The sequence below is a fragment of the Pseudomonas sp. AC229 genome, assembly GCF_979254655.1.
The window spans coordinates 149132-171576 of sequence record NZ_CEEDHK010000009.1 but is presented as its reverse complement, the minus strand read 5'-3'; the positions used below and the strand labels follow the sequence as shown (position 1 = coordinate 171576).

The window sequence follows — 22445 nt, the reverse complement described above, 5'->3', positions numbered from 1 at the left end:
CGCCCCCACAAGAGACATGCCATCTGTGGGATCGGCCGGCCGGCGTTCCGGTTTAGCCGCGACGCCTTTAGAGCACCGGCAAGCGCTGATCCAGCAACCGATACAACGCCGACTCCGCCGGCCAATTGCGCAGAAAGCGCGCGCGGTCGCGGGCGTAGGCGCTGGCGAAGCTGCTTTGGCTGCGGTGTTGTTGCATGGCGTCGAGGTCGATCAATGTCCACTGTTCTTGGTGCCAGAACAGGTTGTGACCTTTGAAGTCGCCATGGCTGATGCGCTCGCGGATCAGCGCGGCGAACAACCGGTCCAGTTGCACCAGTTCGTGCTCGGGCGGCGCGCTGTTCAGGTATGGGGCAAAGCGGGCGATCAAGTCTTCTTCGCCGCAGTAGGCGGTCACCAAATAGGCGCGGCGGCGCAACCAGCACCAGCGGTGTTCGATTACAGCCAGCGGCAACGGCGTGGCGATGCCCAGCACCAGCAAGCGATTGCCTTCCAGCCAGCTATGCCAGGCGCGGCTCGGGCGCCAGAAGCGTTTCAGCCAGTGGGCGAGGTTTTTCACGTTGTAGCGTTTGACCACCAACGGCTCGCCATTCAGCTCAACCCGCGCCACGGTCGCAGCGCCGCCGGTTTTGTATAGGTGGCCGCTGTCGATGGCGGCATCCGGCGCACTGAGCAAGGTTTGCAAACGCGGCTCGGCCTGGCGTCGCACAACCCGGGCGCTAAACGCGCCGATGCGGGCGCTGAACAGGCTGCAATCACGGGCGGCTTTTTTCAGGTAGTCGCGCACGCGCCAGCGACGCACGTTGGCGATTTCGCCGAGCAGTTTTTCCAGTGGCAAGGCGTGCTCGCCGTTGGCCAGCAGGTAGTGAATAAGCAGCTCTTCCAGAAACGGTTCCAGGTTGCCGGGCAACTGGGCGAAGAATACGCCGAGGTTGCGCAGCACTTCGTCCCGGCCCAACGGCTGGCCCGGCACTTGCGCTTGCACGCCGCCGCCATCAATCAGGTACAGCTGACCGTTGTGCTGCAAAAGGTTGTCGGGGTGCAGGTCGGCTTGCCACAGGCCTTTGCTGTGCAACTTGCCGATGGCCTCTAGCGCTTGAGCCAGCACCGCTTGCTGGCCGTCAGAGGCCGGCGCCTCCTGTTCCACCAGCCGCCAGGCATCGCCGATGCTGTGTGCATTTTGCAGATACTCGAACAGCAGCCAGCCGCCCTCGCCTGGCTCAAACCCTTCGGCCAATAGCGCAGGCGTCAGCAGCCCCTGGTCGAGGAGCAAATGCACGCCTTTGGACTCACGATGGAAACGTCGTTCCGCCTTGGGACCCACCAGCAACTTGGCAAACACCTCGCGCCCGCGCCAGGTGGCCACGCCAACATAACGATGGCCGGGCAGCACGCGCAGCAAGGTGTGTAGCTGCAACGGTTCGCCGCCTACTTGCACGGTAATTGGCAGCGCCGGGGTGCGGCCGGCGGCGTTCAGTTGGCTCAGGCTCATTTACGCGCGGCCTTGTGGGCGCTGCGGGCGCCGAGTCGTTTGCTCCAGGTTTGCGCGCTGCCTTTGTCGCCCACATAGGCGAGCAGCAGGTGCCAGATTTCTTCCTGACTCCAACTGCTGGCACGGCGCAGCAACGGCTCAAGGTCTTTGATGCGGTCGCGCTTGCCGAAGACCAGGCGACGGGTTTTTTCCAGGTCGATCAGTTGGGCGTCGAAGCCGTCAGCCGATTCACGCAGGAAAATATGTTTGGGGTAAAAACAGCCGTGCATTTGATGGGCGCTGTGCAGGCGGCGGGCCAGTTCACCGCACGCGCGCAAAATGGCCATGCGCTGGGCTTCGCTGTGGTTGTTCCAGTCGCGCAACCAGTATTCGAGATCATTCCAGCCATCGAGCGCTCGGGTCAGCAGAATCGCTTGCTCGTTGCCGTCTACCCGGCGCTGGGCGAAAAACGCCGCGTGCAGCGCCGGAATGCCGAGCTTCTGGTAGCGCTCGATATTGCGCAGCTCGCGGGCAAAGGTCGGTTCGCCGAAAGGGTGCAGCGGGCTGCGGGTCAGGTGGTTGGTCTGGCGTTTGAGGTAATAGGCGTGATCGCCCAGCACCAACCGCGACACCGAGCTGTAACCGCCTCGCTCGGTATTCGGCTCGTCCACCGCCTCCAGCTCCAGCGCCCACAGCGCGTCGAAGCTGTCGAGCTGGTGGGCGGCTAGAATCGCCCGGTCTTCAGCGGCGATAAAATCCTTCATTCCCGACCCTCAAAAAATTTCACGATCTTGCGGATCTGTTTTTTGTCCGCTTGGTTAAGCCGGGCGTGCCCGCTGTATTGCAGGTAGAAGCGCAGGCGCTGGGTGTTCGACAGCTTGTATTTGGCCACCTTGTCGAGGCAGGCGAGGTCTTTGATGATCCGGTAACGCAGGATAAACCCACGCCAGAACGCGCCGTTGGGGCAGTCGATAAAAAACAGCGTGCGCTGGTCATCGACCAGCAAGTTGCGCCATTTCAAATCGTTGTGGGTGAAGTGATGGTCGTGCATCACGCGCGTGCCGTGGGCCAACTGCCGGCTGACGCCATCGACCCATGCCGGGTCTTGCAGCCGCGCATCACCTTTTTTTGCCATCCGCCCAAGGTCGTCGGTATTAGGCAGTTCGCGGGTGATCATGGCGCCGCGCACAAACGCGCCATTGCGCCGCTCGAAACCACGCGCCACCACTTCGGCGGTGGGCAAGCCCCAGTCGGCGAAACGTTGCAGGTTTTGCCATTCGCTGCGCACCCGCAGGCGCGCCAGGTACGGTCGCAGGCCCTTGCCGGCGCTGCGGTAGCGCTTCACGTAATAACCGACGCCGTCGCGCTCGACGCGGATCACTTCAGAAATCGGGTCGCGCGTCATGCGCTTGCCGGTCAGGGCGAACACTTCGTCGAGTCCGCCAAAGTCGGCGACCAAGTGTTGGTAGTTCGGGTGCAGGTGCCACGACGCCATCAGAGCGCGTCCCCGTAGCGCTGTTTGCGGTCGTACAGTTTTGCCGCTTTGCGTTCCAGCCACGCCAGCAGCGGCGCCTGTTCGCGCAGGATCTGGCGCAACGAATCGGTGCCATTGGCGGCTTGGAAATAGGTGCGCAGGAACCGCAGTTTGTCCCGTTGGGTCAGGCCGATATCCAGCGCCGAGAAATACAAGGCGGCCAGGTCTTTATCGCGCCAGCGGCGGCTGATTTTGTCGCGGCTCTGGGCACGGTGCAGGTCGATGACGGAGAGTCTGAAATCATCGGCTGTCACCGGTTTATCGGTGTGCAGCAGGAAGTGGCAGATGTAGCAGTCGCGGTGATTAACGCCGGCGCGGTGCATGGTGCCGGTCATGCGCGCCACTTCATCGATCAGCGCCCATTTGAGCCGCGGCGCGGGCGGCTGCTTGATCCAGTCGATGCTGAAATCTTCAAGGCTCACCGTCGGCGCCAACTCTTCGGTGACGATGAACGAATGCTGCGCCGCCGGGTTAGCGCCACGCTCGCCGTAAGCCACGGCGGTCATGGTCGGCACGCCTGCTTCGGTGAGGCGTTCGATGGCTTTCAGTTCCTGCCCGGCGCCGAGCACTGGCAGCTTGGCGGTGAACAGGTTTTTGAAGATTTCGCCCCAGCCAATGCCACGGTGAATTTTCACGAAATAGCCACGGCCGTCGACTTCGGTGCGCAAGGTGCGGCGGCCTTCCAGCTCGCGGTACACCTGGCCGTCCAGACGCTCGACCTCGGCAAAGGCGTCGCGCCCTGCCCACAAGTGTTTGAATGGTTCATTCAGCATCAGCTTCATGGGCGCGCCTCCAGAATTACATCGGCTGCCCGTTGCGGCAGGCTGTAGAGGTCGGCGCTGTCGGCGAAGGCCAGGCCGTTGGCCGCCCAGGCCGCGCGCTGGGCGTCGTCTTCGAGCATGACGCGCAAGGTGCTGTTCAGCCGTTCCTGGTCGAACGGGCTGGGAATGACGCGCCCGCAATCGGCTTCTTCGATGTAGTGGGCATAGCCGCACACATCGGTAACCAGCACCGGCAATCCCGCCACCAACGCTTCAAGCAACACGGTGCCGGTGTTTTCGTTATAGGCCGGGTGAATCAACAGATCGGCGCCGAGCAAGAAGCGCGGAATATCGCTGCGACCTTTGAGAATCTGTACCTGCTCGCTAATGCCCAGCGCCGCCACTTGCAGCAGGAACGGCTTGGGATCGTCCTGACCGATGACGATCAGCCGCGTGCGTTTGCGCAGTTCTTTAGGCAGCGCGGCCACGGCTTTGAGGCTGCGGTCCAGGCCTTTGGTTTTAAAGCCGGAGCCGATCTGCACCAGCAGCAAGTCGTTGTCGCCCAGGTTGAACTCACGGCGGAACTCAGCGCGAATGTCGGCGGCATTGGCCGGCGCGCGGCGGTCGGCGGCAATGCCTGGCGGCAGCAAGTGAAAGCGCTCGGCGGGCGTGCCGTAGTGTTTGACGAACAGCGGCTGCTGCACCTCGGAAATCATCAGCACGTCGGTTTTCGCGGTGGGCGCGAACACGGCGCGCTCGTAGTCGGAGAAGTGTTTGTAGCGGCCCCATTTGCGGTACAGGGCGTTACGCAGGTTTTGCGCTTTGTCTTCAAAGCAGCCGTCGGCGGCGTAGTACACGTCCAGCCCCGGCATTTTGTTGAAGCCGACAACGCGGTCGACCGGGCGCTTGGCCAGGTCGGCCTGCACCCAGGCCAGCAGCTTTTCGTTGCGACGGTGGTTGAACCAGGCTTTGACCGGCGCCACCAGCACCTCGAAGCCGGGCGGAATATCGCCTTCCCAGATCAAGGTGTAGACGCGGATGCTGTGGCCACGCCGCTGGCACTCCAGGGCGATGCGCATGAAGTCACGCTGCAGGCCGCCGAAGGGGAAGTATTTGTACAGCACAAAAGCCAGTTGCATTACACAGTCTCCGGCGCCAAGAGCAGGGCTTGTAACTCGGTGGCCACACGCTCGGGCAGCAGGTCATCGAAACAGGGTTTTTCGCGGTCGCCCAGGCCGGCATTCGGGCCGGTGGCGCACAGGTGAATCTGCGAACGGCCATAGGCGCCGACGCGGCCCGGTAAGGTCGGGCCGTACAGCGAAATGCTCGGCACATCCAGCGCGGCGGCCAGATGGCCCAAACCAGTGTCCACCGCCACGCAGGCTTGCGCCCCGGCAATCACTTTCGCCACGCCCGCCAGATTTAATTTGGGCAGTACCACGGCGTTTTCCAACCCCGCGGCGATCCGTTCGGCGCGTTGCTGCTCGGCTTCGTTGCCCCACGGCAGGCGAATGGCGTAACCCAGCTCGCTCATCTGCTCGGCCAAACTGCGCCAATAGGCTTCCGGCCAATGCTTGCTGGCCCACGTGGTGCCATGCAGAAACAGCAGATACGGCGGTGCGCCGGGGTCGGCCAACAAAGCGCGGTCGAGACCGTAATCGCCGATGGTTGCCGGCAGCGGATAGTCCAGCGCCTGGGCGAATAACTGGCGAATACGTTCCAGCGCATGCTGCTCGCGCGGCACGGCATAGGTGCGGTCGTAGAAGCGGCAGGCAATCGGCTCGCGCGCCGAATCGCGGTCGTAACCGGCGATGGGGCCGTTGACGTAGCGGGTCAGCCAGGCGCTTTTGAGCAGGCCCTGGGCATCGATTACCAGGTCGTAACGGGTTTCGCCGAGGCGCTGTTTGAAGCGTTTCCAGTCGCCGTTCTTGAAGGTTTGCCAGAGGTTTTTCCGCCAGCGGCGGATCGCCACCGGAATCACTTGGGCCACAGCGGGATGCCAGGCAGGAATTTCCGCGAAGCCCTCTTCCACCACCCAGTCGAATTGAATGCCGGGAATGGCGCGCGCCGCATCGGTGAGCGCCGGCAGGCTATGAATCACATCGCCCAGGGACGAGGTTTTAATCAGCAAAACCCGCATTAATCGACCTCGACCGGGTCTGGCGCGAGCCGTCCCAGCGCTTCCATCACGGGCCGTGGTTTCAGTTCGCGCAGGCAGTTGTAGTGACCAAAGCGACAGGTGCGGTCGAAGCACGGGCTGCATTCGATGCCCAGGCGCACGATTTCCACCTGATCGGCCAGCGGCGGCGTAAAGCCCGGCGAGGTGGAGCCGTAAATCGCCACCAGCGGACGGTTCAGCGCAGCCGCCACGTGCATCAGGCCAGAGTCATTGGAGGCAACGGCCGAGGCGCAGGAGAGCAAGTCGATGGCTTCGGCCAGCGAGGTTTCGCCGGCCAGGTTGCGGGCCTCTTCGCGCAGGCCGGGAATCAGCCGGGCGCGAATGGCTTCGCCAACGGCGTGGTCGTTTTTCGAACCAAACAACCACACTTGCCAGCCGGCACGAATTTTCAGCTCGGCGACTTTCGCGTAGTGCTCAGCCGGCCACTTTTTCGACTCGCCAAACTCGGCGCCCGGGCACAGCGCCAGCACGGGGCGGTCCAGGCTCAGGCCAAACTTGCCCAAGGCGGCGTCGCGACTTTGCGGCTCAATGCGCAGGCTCGGTTGCGGGTAAGGCTTGGGCAGCTCGGCGCCACGCTCGTAGGCCAGCGCCATAAAGCGCTCGATCATCAGCGGGTAGCGTTCTTTATCGAGTTTGCGCACATCGTTGAGCACGCCGTAACGCAACTCGCCCTTCCAGCCAGTGCGTTTGGGGATGCCGGCGAAAAACGGCACCAGCGCCGATTTCAGCGAATTGGGCAGCACAATGGCTTGATCGTACTGGCCCGCCAGCGACTTGCCGATGCGCCGACGAACGCCCAGCTCCAGCGCGCCATGGCCAAGGGGAAAGCTCAACGCGCTGCGCACTTCGGGCATGCGCTCAAGAATCGGCCGGCTCCAGTCGGGCGCCAGCACGTCGATGTGGCAGTCGGGGTGGCGTTGCTTGAGGCACTGGAACAGGGTCTGCGCCATCACCATGTCGCCTACCCAGCTCGGCCCTACGATCAATATGTTCATTCAAACTCCGCAAATGAGCAGGGAGGCGGTTAAGCCTCCCTGTCACTGCTTGATAGCGGTTGTCGCGGCGTTATTTAACAGCGGTGCGCCATTCGGCGTGGGCGCTGGTCTGGCCAGTTACCAGGTCGAAATAGGCTTTCTGCAGTTTCTCGGTCACCGGACCACGGCTGCCGATACCGATGCTGCGCCCGTCCACTTCGCGGATCGGCGTGACTTCAGCGGCGGTGCCGGTGAAGAACGCTTCGTCGGCGATGTACACCTCGTCGCGGGTGATGCGTTTTTCCACCACCGGAATATTCAGCTCGCCGGCCAGGGTCAGCACGGTGCTGCGGGTGATGCCGTTCAGGCACGAGGTCACTTCCGGGGTGTAGAGCACGCCGTCTTTGATCAGGAAGATGTTCTCGCCCGAGCCTTCGGCTACGTAGCCTTCCGGGTCCAGCAACATGGCTTCGTCGGCGCCGGCCGATACCGCTTCCTGCAACGCCAGCATCGAGTTGATGTAGTTGCCGTTGGCCTTGGCGCGGGTCATGGAAATGTTGACGTGGTGGCGGGTGAAGGAGCTGGTGCGCACCTTGATGCCTTTTTGCAGGGCTTCGTCGCCCATGTACGCGCCCCAATGCCAGGCGGCGACGATCACGTGCACTTTCAAGGTGTCGGCGCGGATGCCCATGGCTTCAGACCCGTAGAACACCATCGGGCGGATGTACGCGGATTCCAGGTTGTTTTCACGCACGGCCGCACGGGTGGCTTCGTTGATCTGCTCTTTGGTGAACGGCATCTTCATGTTCATGATGTGAGCCGAATCGAACAGGCGGTCGGTGTGCGCTTGCAGGCGGAAAATCGAGGTGCCCTGCGGGGTGTTGTAAGCGCGAACGCCTTCGAATACACCCATGCCGTAATGCAGGGTATGGGTCAGCACGTGGGTGGTTGCGTCGCGCCATTGCACCAGCTCGCCGTCATACCAAATCACACCATCACGATCGGCCATCGACATCGTTCAGCTCCTCAGAAATTTGCTTCAGTAGGGTTGCTTGAAATACGAGAATTACGGGTTGGGTTCGCTTGATTCGGTTGTGCCGCTGCAGGGCGTTTCAACTGAGCCCCAGTTCGCGCCAGACGCGCATCACTTCCTGGCGTTCATGCTGGAATTGCTCGCCGCTGACGATGCCGGGCTGCTTCTGCAGCGCCAGGCGGTGCGAGGCGGAGCGGTGGGCTTTGTAGACTTCCTGCAGCAGCGTGACATCGGCTGCGGGCATCAAGCCCAGGCGTTCAAGGCCTTCCAGAATGCGAATGTTGTCGGTGTACTGCAACAGCGGCGGATACGCGCCGGACCAAGCCAAGGCCGCGTATTGCACCATAAATTCAATATCGACGATACCACCGGCATCCTGCTTGAGATCGAACGGCGCAGCGGCCTCGAAGGTGTTTGCCGCCGTGCCGCCAGCGGTTTGCTTGCTGCCCAGGTTGTCGCGCATCTTGGCGCGCATCTCGCTGACTTCAGCGCGCAGTTTGTCCAGATCGCGGCTGCGGCCGAGCACTTGAGCACGCACCGCCTCGAAGGCTTGACCCACTCTTTCGCTGCCGACCAATACGCGTGCGCGCACCAGCGCCTGGTGCTCCCAGGTCCAGGCTTCGTTCGCTTGATAGCGCTCGAACGCACCCAGGGAACTGACCAGCAAGCCCGCCGCGCCGGAGGGGCGCAAGCGCATGTCCACTTCATATAACTGGCCGGAGTTGGTCTGCGCGGTGAGCAGGTGAATGATGCGTTGCCCCAGGCGGTTGAAAAACTGCGCGCCGTCGATGGGCTTGGCGCCGTCGGTTTCGGCCTGCGGGTCGCCATCGTGGATAAACACCAGATCCAGGTCCGAGCCGTGGCCGAGTTCGATGCCGCCGACCTTGCCGTAGCCGACGATGATGAAATCCGGATCGCACAACCCACCGTCCGCGCGCTGCGGCGTGCCGTGCTTGGCCACCGTGTGGCGCCAGGCCAGCGCCAGCACTTGTTCCAGAATGGCTTCGGCGAGCCACGTCAGGTAATCGCTTACCTTCATTAAGGGCAGCGCCCCGGAGATTTCCGACGCGGCCACGCGAAGCCGGTGCGCCAGTTTGAAATGGCGCAGGGCTTCCATTTGCTGCTCAAGATCGTCTTCCGGAATGCGCGTCAGGCGCTCACGCAATTCGGCGGCCAGCTCCGGCGCCAACGGCGGGTTGAACAGGCGGCCTTCATTCAGCAATTCGTCCAGCAGCAGCGGGAAGCGGCTGATCTGCTCGGCAATCCACGGGCTCGCCGCGCACAGGGTTAACAGTTGCTGCAACGCGCCGGGGTTTTCGGTGAGCAGCACCAAGTAGGCCGAGCGCCGCGCCACCGCTTCAATCAACGGCAATACGCGTTCGAGCACCAAGTCGGGATTTTCGTGCTCCACCGCCTGCGCCAGCAGACGCGGAATAAACGCATCCAGGCGCTCACGCCCCAGACGCTGCATGGCGCGCACCTGATTGCCATTGCGCAGACCAGCCAGGCGGTGCAGCGCAGCGGCCGCGTCACTGAAGCCGGCGTCAACCAGTTGCCGGCAGGCGCTTTCTTCGTCCAGCCCGTCTTCCCACAGGGGCAGCCACTCGCTGCCAACGCACAGGTCGGCCTCGCCGTTTTCGTCTTCATCCGGGTCGGCAATCACCTGCCCGAAGTGCCAAGCGATGCGCTCGCGCCAATACATCAGGCGCTCGTGGAACGCGGCCCAGGTGTCAAAGCCCATGATGAAGGCAACGCGGGTGCGGTCATCGTCGTTGTCCGGCAGCATTTGCGTCTGGCGGTCGGCGATGGCCTGGATGGCGTGTTCGGTGTAACGCAGAAACTCATAGCCGTCGCGCATTTCGGCGACCACGGCAGGTGGCAAGTAGCCCTGCCCTTCCAGGGTTTTCAGCACCTTTAATAGCGGCCGCTGTTGCAGGCTGAGGTCGCGGCCGCCGTGAATCAACTGAAAGGCCTGGGCAATGAACTCCACTTCGCGAATACCGCCGGAGCCAAGTTTGATGTTGTCGGCCATGCCCTTGCGCCGCACTTCCTGCTGAATCAGCAGCTTCATGGCGCGCAGCGCTTCGATGGCGGAAAAGTCGAGGTAACGGCGGTATACGAAGGGGCGCAGCAGATCGAGCAACTGCGCGCCGGCAGCCTGGTCGCCGCCAACCACGCGCGCCTTGATCATGGCGTAGCGTTCCCAGTCGCGGCCCTGGTCTTGGTAGTACTGCTCCAGCGCGTTAAAGCTGAACACCAGCGAACCGGCTGAACCGTAAGGCCGCAAGCGCATGTCGACGCGGAAGACGAAGCCATCGACGGTGATGGCATCCAGCGCTTTGATCAGCCGCTGGCCGAGCTTGATAAAGAATTCCTGATTATCCAGCGAGCGCTTCACGCCTTCGGTTTCGCCGCCTTCGGGGTAGGCGAAGATCAGGTCGATGTCCGAGGACAGATTCAGCTCCACCGCGCCCAACTTGCCCATACCGAGCACCACCATGTGCTGCGGCTCGCCACTGCGCCGGCCGATGGGCGTGCCGAACTGCTCGCAGTGACGCGGGTACAACCATTGATACGTGAGGTCGATGCTGGCGTCGGCCAGGTCGGACAGGTCGCGGCAGGTTTGCGCCAGGTCGGCCAGGCGGTTGACGTCGCGCCAGATGATCCGCACTTGCTGGCGGTTACGCAGACGGCGCAGCACGTGGCCCAGTTGCGCTTCGTCGCTGCACGCATTTACGGCCTCGGCCATTTGCGCGCGCAACTCGCCCGATTGCAGCGGCCGCTCCAGCTCACCGCTGTCGGCCAGCGCCAGCAGCATGTGCGGATCACGGGTGGCTTGTTCGCTGACAAAATCGCTGGCGCCAACCACGCGTTTGAACGCCTCCACGCGCTCTGCCGGCCAGGCATCGAACTGCCCCGCTGCTTCGCCGAGGGCGTTGCGGAACGATTGGTCAGCGCGTTGGACGAAAGAAATAAGGGAGGGCGGCAAGGCGACGAGCGGCGGCAGGTTCATGATCTATCCTGTTTGATCTGCTATCACATACAAACCGCTGAGAGCCCCGGATTGTCGCGATTTTTGCGTTGTAATGTGTACACAATGTAGTTTTACTACTAAAGAATGTGTCCCAAGGGCTGAAACCTCCGTCGATTTGTAGTAAAACTACACGCGGCCGGTCCTACCTCCGGTAAATCCAAGAATTCACGTGCCCGCCCAAAAGGCCGGCAACGAACACAAGGTTTTCGATTCTGGAAGCCTTTCCGCCATGGAGCAAGCCATGCAAGACCTCGATCCCGTCGAAACCCAGGAATGGCTGGACGCGCTTGAATCCGTCCTAGACCGTGAAGGTGAAGACCGTGCTCATTACCTGATGACCCGTATGGGCGAACTGGCCACCCGCAGCGGTGCGCAACTGCCCTACGCCATCACCACGCCGTACCGCAACACCATCCCCGTGACCCACGAAGCACGCATGCCTGGCGACCTGTTCATGGAACGCCGCATTCGCTCGTTGGTACGTTGGAACGCCCTGGCGATGGTGATGCGCACCAACCTGCGCGATTCGGACCTGGGTGGCCACATCTCCAGCTTCGCCTCCAGCGCCACGCTGTACGACATCGGCTTCAACTACTTCTTCCAGGCCCCGACCGAGGAACACGGCGGCGACCTTATTTACTTCCAGGGCCACGCCTCGCCAGGCGTTTACGCCCGCGCCTTCATGGAAGGCCGCATCAGCGAAGACCAGATGAACAACTTCCGCCAGGAAGTGGACGGTAACGGCCTGTCGTCGTACCCACACCCGTGGCTGATGCCCGATTTCTGGCAGTTCCCGACCGTGTCCATGGGCCTTGGCCCGATTCAGGCGATCTACCAGGCACGCTTCATGAAGTACCTGGAAAGCCGTGGCTTCATCCCGGCTGGCAAACAGAAAGTCTGGTGTTTCATGGGCGACGGCGAGTGCGACGAGCCGGAATCGCTCGGCGCCATTTCCCTGGCTGGCCGCGAAAAACTCGACAACCTGATCTTCGTCATCAACTGCAACCTGCAGCGCCTCGACGGCCCGGTGCGCGGTAACGGCAAGATCATTCAGGAACTCGAAGGCGTGTTCCGCGGCGCCCAGTGGAACGTGAACAAAGTGGTCTGGGGCCGCTTCTGGGACCCGCTGCTGGCCAAAGACACTGACGGCATCCTGCAACGCCGTATGGACGAAGTCATCGACGGCGAGTACCAGAACTACAAAGCCAAAGACGGCGCGTTCGTGCGTGAACACTTCTTCAACTCGCCTGAGCTCAAGGCGATGGTTGCTGATCTCTCCGACGACGAAATCTGGAAGCTCAACCGTGGCGGTCACGACCCGTACAAGGTGTACGCGGCCTACCACCAGGCGGTTAACCATAAAGAGCAGCCAACCGTCATTCTGGCCAAGACCATCAAGGGCTACGGCACCGGTGCTGGCGAAGCCAAGAACACCGCGCACAACACCAAGAAAGTCGATGTCGACAGCTTGAAGAAATTCCGCGACCGCTTCGATATTCCAGTCAAAGACGAAGAGCTGGAAAACCTGCCCTTCTTCAAACCGGAACCTGGCAGCGCCGAAGCCCGCTACCTCAGCGAGCGTCGTGCCGCACTCGGCGGTTTCGTGCCGCAGCGTCGTGCCAAGAGCTTCAGCATTCCGACCCCGCCACTGGAAAGCCTCAAGGCCATTCTGGACGGCAGCGGCGACCGCGAAATCTCCACCACCATGGCCTTCGTGCGCATCCTGTCGCAGTTGGTGAAAGACAAGGAAATCGGTCAACGCATCGTGCCGATCATCCCGGACGAAGCCCGTACCTTCGGTATGGAAGGCATGTTCCGTCAGCTCGGTATCTACTCCTCGGTCGGCCAGCTCTACGAGCCGGTGGATAAAGACCAAGTGATGTTCTACCGCGAAGACAAGAAGGGCCAGATTCTCGAGGAAGGCATCAACGAAGCCGGCGCCATGTCGTCGTTTATCGCCGCCGGCACCTCGTACTCCAGCCACAACCAGCCGATGCTGCCGTTCTACATCTTCTATTCGATGTTCGGCTTCCAGCGCATTGGCGACCTGGCCTGGGCCGCAGGCGACAGCCGCACCCGTGGCTTCCTGATCGGCGGCACCGCTGGCCGTACCACGCTGAACGGCGAAGGCCTGCAGCACGAAGACGGTCACAGCCACATGCTGGCCGGCACCATTCCGAACTGCCGCACCTATGACCCCACCTACGGCTACGAGCTGGCGGTGATCATTCAGGACGGCATGAAGAAGATGACCGAAGAGCAACAGGACGTCTTCTACTACATCACCGTGATGAACGAGTCCTACGCCCAGCCCGCCATTCCGGCCGGCGTGGAAGAAGGCATCGTCAAGGGCATGTACCTGCTCGAAGAAGACAAGCGCGACGCGGCGCATCACGTGCAGTTGCTCGGTTCGGGCACCATCCTGCGTGAAGTGCGTGAAGCAGCGAAAATTCTGCGCGACGAGTTCAACATCGGCGCTGATGTCTGGAGCGTCACCAGCTTCAACGAGCTGCGTCGCGACGGCCTTGCCGTTGAGCGCAGCAACCGCCTGAAGCCTGGCCAGAAGCCGAAGAAAACCTACGTCGAAGAATGCCTGGGCGGCCGTAAAGGTCCGGTCATTGCCTCGACTGACTACATGAAGCTGTTCGCTGAACAGATTCGTCAGTGGGTGCCGGTCAAGGAATACAAAGTGCTGGGCACCGACGGTTTCGGCCGTAGCGACAGCCGCAAGAAGCTGCGTCACTTCTTCGAAGTCGACCGTCACTTCGTGGTGCTGGCCGCTCTGGAAGCCCTGGCCGATCGCGGCGATATCGAACCGAAGGTGGTGGCAGAAGCCATCGTCAAGTTCGGCATCAACCCCGAAAAACTCAACCCACTGGACTGCTAAGGGAGCACAACGATGAGTGAATTAATCCGCGTGCCCGACATTGGCAGTGGCGAGGGCGAAGTCATCGAGCTGATGGTGAAAGTGGGTGATCGCATTGAAGCCGATCAAAGCCTGCTGACCCTTGAGTCGGACAAAGCCAGCATGGAAATTCCTGCGCCCAAAGCCGGCGTGGTGAAAAGCCTGAAGGTGAAACTCGGCGACCGCCTGAAAGAAGGCGACGAGTTGCTGGAGCTGGAAGTGGAAGGCGCCGAAGCAGCGCCAGCCGCTGCCGAACCGGCGGCCAAGGCCGAAGCCGCTCCGGCCGCCGAGCCTGCCAAAGCCGCCGAACCTGCCCCTGCGCCTGCTGCTCCGGCAGCGGCGGCCAGCAGTTCGATCCAGGACATTAACGTGCCGGATATCGGTTCCTCGGGCAAAGCCAAAATCATCGAGCTGTTGGTGAAGGTTGGCGACACCGTTGAAGCCGACCAATCCTTGTTGGTGCTGGAGTCCGACAAAGCCAGCATGGAAATCCCCTCGCCGGCTGCCGGCGTGGTGGAAAGCCTGAGCGTGAAGCTGGACGACGAAGTCGGCACCGGCGACCCGATCCTGAAGTTGAAAGTGGCCGGTAGCGTACCGGCTGCCGCGCCTGCTGCTGCAGAAGCACCCGCTGCCCCGGCCGCCAAAGCCGAAGCAGCGCCCGCTCCTGCTGCTGCACCCGCCAAAGCCGAGGCGGCTCCAGCTGCCCCGGCAGCGCCCGCCAAAGACGGCGCGAAAACCCACGCCGGCCCGGCTGTACGCCAACTGGCCCGTGAGTTTGGCGTCGAGCTGAGCGCGGTGACCGCCAGCGGTCCGCACGGTCGTGTGCTGAAAGAAGACGTGCAGGTCTACGTCAAAGCCATGATGCAGAAGGCCAAGGAAGCACCGGCTGCGGGCGCTACCGGTGGCGCGGGCATTCCGCCGGTTCCGGAAGTCGATTTCAGCCGTTTTGGTGAAATTGAAGAAGTGCCGATGACCCGCCTGATGCAAGTTGGCGCCACCAACCTGCACCGCAGCTGGCTCAACGTGCCGCACGTGACCCAATTCGACTCCGCCGACATCACCGAGTTGGAAGCTTTCCGCATTGCGCAGAAAGCCGTTGCCGAGAAAGCGGGCGTCAAACTCACCGTGCTGCCGCTGCTGCTTAAAGCGTGCGCCTACCTGCTCAAGGAACTGCCGGACTTCAACAGTTCGCTGGCGCCGTCTGGCAAAGCGATCATTCGCAAGAAGTACGTGAACATCGGCTTCGCCGTCGACACACCGGATGGCTTGCTGGTGCCGGTGATCAAAGACGTGGACAAAAAGAGCTTGCTGCAACTGGCTGCCGAAGCCGCTGAACTGGCGGAAAAAGCGCGCACCAAGAAGCTCTCGGCCGACGCCATGCAAGGCGCCTGCTTCACCATTTCCAGCCTCGGCCACATTGGCGGCACCGGCTTCACGCCGATCGTCAACGCACCGGAAGTGGCGATTCTCGGGGTCTCCAAGGCCACCATGCAGCCTGTTTGGGACGGTAAAGCGTTCCAGCCGAAACTGATGCTGCCGCTGTCCTTGTCTTACGACCACCGCGTGATCAACGGCGCGGCTGCCGCTCGCTTCACCAAACGTCTGAGCGACGTGCTGGGCGACATCCGCACCATGCTGCTGTAAGGCTAAAACGTTTCACACTTTCGGGCATGCCACGCTCGTACCTCAGCCCCGCCGTTTGGCGGGGTTTTTTTTGCGTGTTTTTTGGCGGAGACAGAAACCTAATGAAGCCCACCGTCATTCCTGCGCAGGCGGGAATCCAGAATTCTGGATGGGGCAAACATTGCGTATCAACGCAAGATTCTGGGTCCCCGCCTGCGCGGGGACGACCGTGTAAATGCGTGAAGGTCAGCCCTTCTGCATATTGCGCAGCAGAAACGACAGCGCCTTGGCCAACTGCGCCGCGCCTTGATGATCCCGGCGAATGGTCAGCCATGGGCTGCCGTCCTGGGGGTTTTTCAAGGTGCAGACCTGCTCGCTCGGCAGGCACTCGTATTTGATGTACGGGTCGACTCCAAACACCTCCAGCCGCTGATTGCGCACGGCCACGTTCACCCCTTCGGCTTCACGGGTTTTCTGCTGGATCAGCAATTCCCCAGGCGCCCCCACGCTGAGCTGGTACACCTGGTCGCGACGCTCGGCCTGGCCGACCTGAAAGGCCGCGCGCACCGCGTAGGTGTCGAGCAGTTCGTTGCTTTGCGCCAACAACGCTTGGCGCTCGTCGCTGGTGAGGTAGAGCTTCTTCAATTCGTTGAGGTAGCGTGCCTGTTCGGCACCACTCAACTCTGCCTCCGGCTCTGCCGCCTGCGCGCTAGACGCGGCGAGCAATACCACAGCGATTGCAGGCAATATTCCCAGCCGCCTTGTCAGTCTTGTTCGCATGATGCACCCTTACCGATGAAGTGGCCCTGAGCCACTCGTTCAGCATACTGGAAGCGAGTCTCCCGATGAAAAGCCATACCGATGCCGCCAGCCGTCCGGCGGTCGAGGTTGTGACGCAGTTGCCAGTGCCCTCGCGGCTTGGCATGTTGCGTTTCGAGCGGCTTAATGAGGCGAGCTGGACCCTTCTGTTTTTAGACGCCGCGTGCGAAAGCCAATTGGGCCTCGCCGCCGGTGAGCTTTGTGGGTTGGTGGGTTCGCCCTACGCCAGCCTTATGGAGCCGGAAGAACGCTACCAGTTGCACGACACCATCCAACTGCAACTCAAAGACAGCCCGCACTACAAAGTGCACTACAAGCTGCACACCCCCATCGGCATGCTGCATCTGGTGGAATTGGGTGAAGCCTTCAAGCAGCACGGTCGGCAGCTGCTGCGCGGCTATATATTGCCGGCCGATGAGCCGCTGTTCCCCGACCGCCAGCCGCAGCAGTCAGAACTGCAAATCCAGAACAACCGCCTGCAAGCCTCCCTCGAACTGTACCAACGCTCCCAGGAAGAACACCTTCAGCACCTGGTCCGCAGCCGCGCCCAGCAGAGCATGATCGTGCGCCTGGCGCGCCACCGTTACAGCTCGGACAACCAGGTGTTCGAGGCCGCGCAGCTGATTACCAAGGCCGCCTGCGAGACCTTCAGCGTCGCCCGCGCCAGCCTCTGGTACTTGCGCCAAGAGCAGCTTGAACCGGTGACGATGTACAGCACCGACATCGGCCAGCACGAACTGCCCACCCCAATCAACGCCAGCAAATACCCGCACTACCTCGCCGCCTTGCACAGCGGCCGCGCCATCGACGCCCACAGCGCCATGCGCGACCCGCGCACCCGTGAGCTGGCCGAGACCCACCTGCTGCCCCGTGGCGTCAGCGCCATGCTCGATGCCAGCGTGCGCGTGGCCGGCGAAGTGGTGGCGGTGTTGTGCCTGGAACACGTGGGCACCGAGCGCGTGTGGCAGGCCGATGAAATTGCGTTTGCCGGCGAGCTGGCCGACCAGTTCGCCCATGCCCTGGTCAACCAGCAGCGCCGCAGCGCCAACAGTGAATTGCAGCTGTTCCGCCGCGCGGTCGAGCAAAGCGCCAGCGCCTTTTTGCTGATCGACCGCGAAGGCATCGTCGAATACGTCAACCCAAGCTTCACCGCCATCACCCAGTTCAGCCCGGAAGAAGTGCAGGGCCGGCGCTTGTCCGACCTGCCGGCGCTGGGCAATCTCAGCGATCTGCTGTTCGATGCCCATTCCAACCTGGCCCAGCAGAACAGCTGGAACGGCGAATTCCGCAGCCGGCGCAAAAGCCTGGAACCCTACTGGGGGCACCTGTCGATTTCCAAGGTGTACGGCGGCGACGGTGAGCTGACCCATTACATCGGCATTTACGAAGACATCACGCAAAGCAAACTCGCCCAGCAGCGCATCGAGCGCCTGGCCTACACCGACAACCTCACCCGCCTCGGCAACCGTCCGGCCTTTATCCGCAGCATGGAAGAGCGCTTTTCGCGCAACAGCGATCAGCCCACCAGCTTGCTGCTGGTCGACATCGACAACTTCAAGCGCATCAACGACAGCCTCGGCCACCAGACCGGCGACAAGCTGCTCATGAGCCTGGCCCGCCGCCTGCGCAACAGCCTCAACGCCAACAACAGCCTCGCGCGTTTCGCCAGTAACGAATTTGCCGTGTTGCTGGACAACTGCGACGTTGCCGAAGGCCAGCGCATTGCCGGGCAAGTGCTGCAAACCCTGGATAAACCGCTGTTCGTCGACAACCAGCTGATCAGCGTCACCGGCTCGGTCGGCCTGGCCTGCGCGCCGCTGCATGGGCAAGATTCCCACACCCTGATGAAGCACGCGGGCCTGGCGCTGCACAAAGCCAAAGCCAACGGCAAACACCAGGTGCAGGTGTTCACCGAAGTGCTGAATGCCGAGGCCAACTACAAGCTGTTCGTCGAAAACAACCTGCGCCGCGCCCTAACCCAGAACGAACTGGAGGTGTTCTACCAGCCCAAGCTCGACCTGCGCACCGGCCAGCTCACCGGCATGGAGGCGCTGCTGCGCTGGAACCATCCGGAAAAAGGCATGATCAACCCGGACCAGTTCATCAGCGTTGCCGAAGACACCGGTCTGATCATTCCCATCGGCAAATGGGTGGCGCGCCAGGCCTGCCGCATGAGCAAGCAGCTGTCAGCGCTTGGCCTGGGCGACATTCAGGTGGCGATCAACTTGTCGCCCAAGCAATTTTCCGACCCCGACCTGGTGGGCTCGATTGCCGACATCCTTCAGGAAGAACTGCTGCCGCCGCACCTGCTCGAGCTGGAGCTGACCGAAAGCCTGCTGTTGGAAGCCACCGACGACACGCGCCAGCAGCTCAATCGCTTGAAAAGCTTGGGCCTGACCCTGGCCATGGACGACTTCGGCACCGGCTATTCGTCGCTCAGCTACCTGAAGAAATTCCCCATCGACGTGATCAAGATCGATCGCAGCTTTATCAAAGACATCCCGGAAAATCAGGACGACATGGAAATCACCTCAGCGGTGATCGCCATGGCCCACAACCTCAAGCTCAAAGTCGTCGCTGAAGGCATCGAAACTGCCGCCCAGTTGAGCTTCTTGCGTCGGCACAAATGCGATATCGGCCAGGGTTACTTGTTCGACCGCCCGATTCCCGGCCGCGACCTGCTCGATAGCCTTCGCCGTTACCCGTGTCGCCCGCAAAACTGAATCGGCTGTAACGTCTCGCCCCGAGCGAACTCTAAACACACGCTGAACAGCTACGTTTCAATCAACCCCATCAGGAGCCTGCCATGGTGCTGCGTTCGCAAATTCTCGCCCACAAGCTCGACCTGCCAACCGCCGAGCAAGCCCTGCCCGGCCGTGAAAGCCCGATGCCCGTGCCGGAGAAGCACTTCGTCAACGGCAACCCGCTGCAAGGTCCCTTTCCTGCTGGTATGGAAACCGCGATTTTCGGCCTTGGCTGTTTCTGGGGTGCCGAGCGGCGCTTCTGGCAGCAACCGGGCGTTTATTCCACGGCGGCAGGTTATGCCGGTGGCCACACGCCAAACCCGACGTACGACGAAACCTGCTCGGGCCTGACCGGCCACACCGAAGTGGTGTTGGTGGTGTTTGATCCGAAGGTGACCAGTTACGACGCGCTGTTGAAAGTGTTCTGGGAAGCGCACAACCCAACGCAAGGCATGCGTCAGGGCAACGATGTGGGCAGCCAGTATCGCTCGGCCATCTACGCCACCAGCCCAGCGCAACTGGATGCCGCGCTGACAACCCAGGCCGCTTTCCAGAAGCAATTGGAAGCTGCCGGCTTTGGCGCCATTACCACGGAAATCATCGAGGCGCCGGCGTTCTACTACGCCGAGGCTTATCACCAGCAGTACCTGGCGAAGAATCCGAATGGTTATTGCGGGTTGGGCGGCACCGGGGTGTGCTTGCTGTAAAACAGGCCGGCTATCGGTCGTTGGTGCCTGCAACCAACGACCGGTTCACGCCCTTGCGAACGTCTAAGTGCGCCTGTAATACGCAACTTGTAGGATGACTCTCTGCCAGCCGTTTCGCCGTTGCTGCTCGCACCGCCGCAGCGCAAGCGCCTATAAAAAAGAGAGAGTCCGCATGAACACGTTAACCCTCGGGCGCTGCCGCCTGGTCGCAGGTTTCGCCGCGTTATTGAGCTTCGCCAGTGCCGTGCTGGCCGACGACGCGCCTATCGTCATCAAGTTTTCCCACGTAGTTGCCGAAGACACGCCCAAGGGCCAAGGCGCGCTGCTGTTCAAAAAACTTGCCGAGGAGCGCCTGGCCGGCAAAGTCACCGTCGAGATTTACCCCAACTCAAGCCTGTTTGGCGACGCTGACGAGCTGCAAGCCTTGCGCGACAACAAGGTGCAGATTCTTGCGCCCTCGCTGGCCAAGTTCAGCGAGTACAACAAGCAGCTGCAGGTGTTCGACCTGCCGTTTTTGTTCGATGACCTCGCCGCCGTCGACCGCTTCCAGCAACGCGCCAAAGGCCGTCAGCTGCTCAGCGGCATGCAGGATCACAACATCACCGGCCTGGCTTATTGGCACAACGGCATGAAGCAGTTGTCGGCCACCAAAGCGCTGAACAATCCGGCCGACGCCAAAGGCCTGGCCTTCCGCATTCAGCCCTCGCCCGTGATCGAAAGCCAATTCAACGCCCTGGGCGCTACGCCGGTAAAACTGCCTTTCGCCGCCACACTGCAAGCGATGCAAGACGGCAAGGTGCAAGGCACCGAGAACACCTGGTCGAACCTGTACAGCCAGAAATACGCGCCGTTTCAGCCGTACATGACCGAAACCAACCACGGTGTGCTCGACTACATGTTGGTGGCCAATACCAAGTTCTGGTACGCCATTCCCCACGCCACGCGCACCGAGCTGGAAGGCATCATCGAAGAAGTGACCTTTGCCGTGAACAACGCCGCCGAGCAGCAGAACGTCGTCGCGCGCCAGCAGTTGAGCCAGGGCAAAACCCACCTCATCAGCCTCACCGAGCAAGAGCGCAGCACCTGGCGTGCGGCCATGCAGCCGGTGTGGAAGCAGTACGAAAGCGTGATTGGTGCCGACATCATCCACGCCGCCGAACAGGTCAACCGCAAAAGCGCCAACAAGCAATAGCTGGCTGTTAGCCATTAGGCGGGCTGCTTCCCCGGCAAAGGCCGGCTAGACTTAGGCTTTCATGACTCAAGCCTAAGTCTTTGCATGTCAGATTCCCGCAAACAGTACATCGCGCCCGAACAGCTGTGCGTCGGCCTTTTCGTCCAACTGGACCTGGGCTGGTGGGAGCACGACTTCGCCTTTAGCAGTTTCAAAATCAAAGACCAGGCCCAGCTCGACGCGTTGCTTCAGCTGGGGTTGCCGCGCGTGCGCTACGACCCGGCGCGCAGCGATTGCGAGCCACTGCCGCACCCGGACGAACTGCCGCCGCCCATCGTTGAAGAGCCGCCCGCCGCGCCGCAGCCGCCCAGCGCCGAAGAGCTGGCCGCCCAGGCGCGCGCGGTGAAACTGAGCAAATTGCGCAAGCGCCTGGCCGAAGTGGACCGCAAGTTCATCCACACCAGCCAGATGGTCAAAGAACTGACCAAAACCCTGCACCGCGCCCCCGAAGACGTGCTCAAACAAGCGGGCGAAGTGGTGCGCGAATTGGTCGGCACCATGATGGCCGAGGACGGCGTGGTGCTGCACAGCATCAACGGCAAGGCCGCCGAAGACGCCTACTCACATGCGCTGAACGTGACGGTGCTGTCGATGATGCTCGGCCGCCAGTTGGGCTACGACAGCGAGGCCTGTCATTCCCTGGGCCTCGGCGCGCTGCTGCACGACATGGGCAAGATCGACGTGCCAAGCAAAGTGCTGCTCAAAACCGAACCGCTGAACCGCCCCGAGCAGCAGTTTCTGCAAATGCACACCGAATTCGGCCGGCGCCGTGGGCAGAAGCTGATGCTCGACGACGACGTGCTGCGCATCATCGCTGAGCACCACGAGTACTGCGACGGCAGCGGTTACCCCAACCAATTGCATGAAGCCGCCATTGGCCGCCTGAGCCGGGTGGTGAGCATCACCAACTTTTTCGACAACCTCTGCAACCCGCAGAACCCGCGCGACGCCATCAGCCCCCACGAAGCGCTGGCGCGGATGTTCAAGCAATACAAAGAACGCTTCGACCAGGTAGCGCTGAAAGCCTTTATCCGCTGCATGGGCGTTTACCCGCCGGGCAGCCTGGTGCAGCTCGAGGACGGCCGCTTCGGCCTGGTACTCGGCATGCACCCGACCTTGCCGCTGAAACCGACGGTGATCGTCTACGAGCCGAACGTGCCGAAAACCGAGGCATTGATCCTCAACCTGGAGCAAGAGCCGCAGCTGGCGATTGCCAAAAGCGTGAGGGTGTCGGAGCTGGATGAAGCGGCGCGCGAATATTTGAATCCACGGCAGCAAGTGAGTTACTACGTGGATCCGAAGCGGGCGAAATAGCGGAAGAGTTCCACATTCCCCTGGAGGAGCGAGCTTGCTCGCGAAGCGATTTGCGCCCTAACGCAAATGTCCGTCGCGAGCAAGCTCGCGCCTACGAACAACCGAACGCTCGCAGCGTT

16 protein-coding genes are annotated in these 22445 nt (G+C 61.8%); 6 read left to right on the top strand and 10 right to left on the bottom strand.

Annotated elements, in window-relative coordinates; translation table 11 throughout:
* Positions 1–67: 67 nt before the first annotated feature.
* The 9 genes from AC0IW7_RS14400 to glnE form a co-directional block, all read right to left on the bottom strand.
* Positions 68–1489 (bottom strand): lipopolysaccharide kinase InaA family protein, encoded by a 1422-nt coding sequence (locus tag AC0IW7_RS14400; RefSeq protein WP_471818894.1) that lies wholly within the window; start codon positions 1487–1489, stop codon positions 68–70.
* Complete coding sequence (locus tag AC0IW7_RS14395) at positions 1486–2232, bottom strand: lipopolysaccharide kinase InaA family protein (RefSeq protein WP_471818892.1); 747 nt, start codon at positions 2230–2232, stop codon at positions 1486–1488. The genes AC0IW7_RS14400 and AC0IW7_RS14395 overlap by 4 nt, the downstream gene beginning before the upstream one ends.
* Positions 2229–2963, bottom strand: coding sequence for a lipopolysaccharide kinase InaA family protein (locus tag AC0IW7_RS14390; RefSeq protein WP_471818890.1), 735 nt, complete (start codon positions 2961–2963; stop codon positions 2229–2231). Before AC0IW7_RS14390 ends, AC0IW7_RS14395 begins: the two co-directional genes overlap by 4 nt.
* Positions 2963–3784, bottom strand: a complete 822-nt coding sequence (gene rfaP / locus AC0IW7_RS14385; RefSeq protein ID WP_471818889.1) for a lipopolysaccharide core heptose(I) kinase RfaP — start codon at positions 3782–3784, stop codon at positions 2963–2965. Before rfaP ends, AC0IW7_RS14390 begins: the two co-directional genes overlap by 1 nt.
* Positions 3781–4902 carry a glycosyltransferase family 4 protein gene (locus AC0IW7_RS14380; RefSeq protein ID WP_471818888.1) on the bottom strand — a complete coding sequence of 374 codons (1122 nt, stop codon included), beginning with the start codon at positions 4900–4902 and terminating at the stop codon, positions 3781–3783. Before AC0IW7_RS14380 ends, rfaP begins: the two co-directional genes overlap by 4 nt.
* Complete coding sequence (waaC, locus tag AC0IW7_RS14375) at positions 4902–5903, bottom strand: lipopolysaccharide heptosyltransferase I (protein WP_471818886.1); 1002 nt, start codon at positions 5901–5903, stop codon at positions 4902–4904. Before waaC ends, AC0IW7_RS14380 begins: the two co-directional genes overlap by 1 nt.
* Positions 5903–6937: a lipopolysaccharide heptosyltransferase II gene (gene waaF, locus AC0IW7_RS14370; protein ID WP_471818884.1), complete on the bottom strand. Its 1035-nt coding sequence runs from the start codon at positions 6935–6937 to the stop codon at positions 5903–5905. The genes waaC and waaF overlap by 1 nt, the downstream gene beginning before the upstream one ends.
* 70 nt (positions 6938–7007) lie before the next feature.
* A complete protein-coding gene (locus AC0IW7_RS14365; RefSeq protein ID WP_122450663.1) occupies positions 7008–7931 on the bottom strand; it encodes a branched-chain amino acid transaminase in 924 nt (307 codons plus the stop codon).
* Between the two features lie 97 nt (positions 7932–8028).
* Positions 8029–10962, bottom strand: coding sequence for a bifunctional [glutamate--ammonia ligase]-adenylyl-L-tyrosine phosphorylase/[glutamate--ammonia-ligase] adenylyltransferase (gene glnE, locus AC0IW7_RS14360; protein ID WP_471818882.1), 2934 nt, complete (start codon positions 10960–10962; stop codon positions 8029–8031).
* Between the two features lie 262 nt (positions 10963–11224).
* Between glnE and aceE the strand changes: the two genes are divergently transcribed.
* Both aceE and aceF read left to right on the top strand, forming a co-directional pair.
* Positions 11225–13870, top strand: a complete 2646-nt coding sequence (gene aceE, locus AC0IW7_RS14355) for a pyruvate dehydrogenase (acetyl-transferring), homodimeric type (protein WP_471818881.1) — start codon at positions 11225–11227, stop codon at positions 13868–13870.
* Positions 13871–13882: 12 nt separating this feature from the next.
* Positions 13883–15532 (top strand): dihydrolipoyllysine-residue acetyltransferase, encoded by a 1650-nt coding sequence (aceF, locus tag AC0IW7_RS14350; protein ID WP_471818879.1) that lies wholly within the window; start codon positions 13883–13885, stop codon positions 15530–15532.
* A 225-nt stretch (positions 15533–15757) separates the two neighbouring features.
* Here aceF and AC0IW7_RS14345 read toward each other — a convergent pair whose 3' ends face one another.
* A complete protein-coding gene (locus AC0IW7_RS14345; protein ID WP_463383929.1) occupies positions 15758–16192 on the bottom strand; it encodes a hypothetical protein in 435 nt (144 codons plus the stop codon).
* A gap of 164 nt (positions 16193–16356) precedes the next feature.
* Here AC0IW7_RS14345 and AC0IW7_RS14340 point away from each other — a divergent pair, with 164 nt between their 5' ends.
* From AC0IW7_RS14340 to AC0IW7_RS14325, 4 genes are all read left to right on the top strand, one after another.
* Positions 16357–19053: a putative bifunctional diguanylate cyclase/phosphodiesterase gene (locus tag AC0IW7_RS14340; RefSeq protein ID WP_471818877.1), complete on the top strand. Its 2697-nt coding sequence runs from the start codon at positions 16357–16359 to the stop codon at positions 19051–19053.
* 83 nt (positions 19054–19136) lie between these two features.
* A complete protein-coding gene (gene msrA, locus AC0IW7_RS14335) occupies positions 19137–19781 on the top strand; it encodes a peptide-methionine (S)-S-oxide reductase MsrA (RefSeq protein WP_463383931.1) in 645 nt (214 codons plus the stop codon).
* 172 nt (positions 19782–19953) lie between these two features.
* Positions 19954–20973: a DctP family TRAP transporter solute-binding subunit gene (locus tag AC0IW7_RS14330; RefSeq protein WP_471818875.1), complete on the top strand. Its 1020-nt coding sequence runs from the start codon at positions 19954–19956 to the stop codon at positions 20971–20973.
* An 84-nt stretch (positions 20974–21057) separates the two neighbouring features.
* The gene (locus AC0IW7_RS14325; RefSeq protein WP_471818873.1) at positions 21058–22326 is read left to right on the top strand and encodes an HD-GYP domain-containing protein; all 1269 of its coding nucleotides are present in this window, start codon (positions 21058–21060) and stop codon (positions 22324–22326) included.
* The last annotated feature ends 119 nt before the right edge of the window (positions 22327–22445 follow it).

Coding starts and splice junctions, on each gene's coding strand:
- rfaP (WP_471818889.1), bottom strand. CDS start 3,784: ATGAAGCTGATGCTGAATGAACCATTCAAACACTTGTGGGCAGGGCGC.
- AC0IW7_RS14395 (WP_471818892.1), bottom strand. CDS start 2,232: ATGAAGGATTTTATCGCCGCTGAAGACCGGGCGATTCTAGCCGCCCAC.
- AC0IW7_RS14330 (WP_471818875.1), top strand. CDS start 19,954: ATGAACACGTTAACCCTCGGGCGCTGCCGCCTGGTCGCAGGTTTCGCC.
- msrA (WP_463383931.1), top strand. CDS start 19,137: ATGGTGCTGCGTTCGCAAATTCTCGCCCACAAGCTCGACCTGCCAACC.
- waaF (WP_471818884.1), bottom strand. CDS start 6,937: ATGAACATATTGATCGTAGGGCCGAGCTGGGTAGGCGACATGGTGATG.
- AC0IW7_RS14380 (WP_471818888.1), bottom strand. CDS start 4,902: ATGCAACTGGCTTTTGTGCTGTACAAATACTTCCCCTTCGGCGGCCTG.
- AC0IW7_RS14390 (WP_471818890.1), bottom strand. CDS start 2,963: ATGGCGTCGTGGCACCTGCACCCGAACTACCAACACTTGGTCGCCGAC.
- aceF (WP_471818879.1), top strand. CDS start 13,883: ATGAGTGAATTAATCCGCGTGCCCGACATTGGCAGTGGCGAGGGCGAA.
- waaC (WP_471818886.1), bottom strand. CDS start 5,903: ATGCGGGTTTTGCTGATTAAAACCTCGTCCCTGGGCGATGTGATTCAT.
- AC0IW7_RS14365 (WP_122450663.1), bottom strand. CDS start 7,931: ATGTCGATGGCCGATCGTGATGGTGTGATTTGGTATGACGGCGAGCTG.
- aceE (WP_471818881.1), top strand. CDS start 11,225: ATGCAAGACCTCGATCCCGTCGAAACCCAGGAATGGCTGGACGCGCTT.
- AC0IW7_RS14325 (WP_471818873.1), top strand. CDS start 21,058: ATGTCAGATTCCCGCAAACAGTACATCGCGCCCGAACAGCTGTGCGTC.
- glnE (WP_471818882.1), bottom strand. CDS start 10,962: ATGAACCTGCCGCCGCTCGTCGCCTTGCCGCCCTCCCTTATTTCTTTC.
- AC0IW7_RS14340 (WP_471818877.1), top strand. CDS start 16,357: ATGAAAAGCCATACCGATGCCGCCAGCCGTCCGGCGGTCGAGGTTGTG.
- AC0IW7_RS14400 (WP_471818894.1), bottom strand. CDS start 1,489: ATGAGCCTGAGCCAACTGAACGCCGCCGGCCGCACCCCGGCGCTGCCA.